The 1,834-nt window shown below is 64.9% G+C and carries 1 protein-coding gene; it reads left to right on the plus strand.

The genetic code is table 11. From position 1 onward, the window contains the following. Positions 1 to 634 precede the first annotated feature (634 nt). On the plus strand, positions 635 to 1,687 hold the full coding sequence (locus tag ABT300_RS43680) for a helix-turn-helix transcriptional regulator (RefSeq protein ID WP_351688644.1): 1,053 nt from the start codon (positions 635 to 637) through the stop codon (positions 1,685 to 1,687). Positions 1,688 to 1,834 lie beyond the last annotated feature (147 nt).

The following is a 1,834-nucleotide window of genomic DNA, read 5'->3' on the forward strand; positions in this document are numbered from 1 at the left end:
TACCTCACGCCCCACGAGGCGCGCCTGCGCTACCAACAGGATCAGACCCTCGCGGCATAACAGAACCGTGTCCGAGATCACGGGGAAACTTCACCGGGCCGTCCTCGTAAACGCGTACGGGAGCCCTCGCGGTAGTGTCTTTGCTGTCTTCTTCCTGAGTGTCCGGTTGCCGGAGGGGCAGGGCCAGACGGTCCATACCAGCTGACCCTCCCCTTTCCGTAACCGCGCTACAGGGGAAGGAGGTAGGCGATGCGCTCCGCCTTGGATCCACCGGAACCAAAGGACGGAGACCAGCGCTGCACTTAGCTCCGGCTCACAGCCGGAGAGCCTCCCCGTGCCAGCGGAGAGGCTCTGAGTAACGGTGCAGGTCGCCGCTCTGGGCCCCGTGGCTGACTCAACAAGCTTCCGCGGGGCCCTCTCTTGCCTGTGCAAACCTTGCCGTCACCGGTTGGACTCCAAGTGTGGCCGTCCGAAGCGGCCTTCGGGGAGCGGGCGATACGCCTTGACTGCACGAACACACAGCTCATGGGTCTTCGAGCAGCATGAAATAACCTCCTGCTCCCTGGAGGCGACGCACGTAAAATGTACCGCGCCTGACGGAGAGGGGCCTGCGGTGGCGAGAGGGATGGCGGTCATGTTCTCCGGCGCCTATCTGCGGCAGGCGCGGGTCGAGGCACAGGGAGGCAGTCTGAGTGCGGCCGAACTGGCAGAGCGGGTGGGTGCGAGCAAGGCGCAGATCCTTGCCTACGAAAACGGCTTGCGAACCCCCGACCCGCCACGCATCCGCCAGCTCGCCGCCGCATTGAATATGCGCCCGCTGGACCTGGCGGACAAAACCGGAATGGACTCCTGGCAATTGGCGGACCTGCGCCGAGCCAGCGGCCTGAGAGCCAGTGACCTGTGCCGCGAACTACAACTGAAGCCGTACAGCTACCGACGGCTGGAGACAACAGGACTGTGCGCCGAAGGCAGCTATGGCCTCTCCGTACGCCTGGCCAGTGTGCTGGGGGTGACCGTGCAGGAACTGGAGCGGTACATCGCCCATGCCCCCGGAGTGAGGGAGCGGATTGAGCGAGTGAGGGTCCCCCTCAAGAGCGTTGTCGACAGGCACCTCGAACCAGGGTGCACGGCTCTGCCCGTAGCTGGTGACGAGCCGGTCAAGGCTGTCGCCGCCCACTATGCTCGGTCCGTCCCAACCATCGCACGCATCCTTCAGCAGGAAATCGTGACCCTGCGCGAGGCGCACCGCAGGCGAGCCATCGCCGAGGCGACTGCCCAGTACGGTGCCACAGCCGAAGACCAGGATCGCGGGCACCGTCGTAGAGAGCACGTGGCCCTTCACATCCACCGGTCGATCGCCGCACTTCCGTTTCGTCTGGACACGTTCTTCCGCGCACAGCTGTCGCCGCATGGATGGGAATCGCTGGGGCAGCTGCACCTGGTGGCGGGCAGGGAGCGACCGGAGGTGGTCCGTCCGCTGATGACCTTCGGCACGACATTGGGCCCGTTTGTGCGCCCGCTGACCGCCTGGCCGAGAGCGGACACGGCTGCTGCCCACGAGATATCCCGCGACGGACGGCGCCACCATGCGAGCTTCGAAGCCTGGTACGGCATCTTGTACCCGTGGGTACAAGACAGACTGAGGCAGTTCGCGGCACTGCTTGAGACTTCGGAAACGCCCTCGTAGACGTGGCTGCGCCAGTGCCTGACCCAGAGCGATGCCGCCCTCCTTACTGTAGTGTCTCTCCCCTCGTAGCGTGAAGACCATGACTGCAGGGGAAGTTGGGAGTCATGGCGGAGATGCGACGGAAGTTCGATCCGGAGTTCCGTGAGG

This window comes from Streptomyces sp. NPDC001027, assembly GCF_040299045.1.
Lineage (GTDB): Bacteria > Actinomycetota > Actinomycetes > Streptomycetales > Streptomycetaceae > Streptomyces.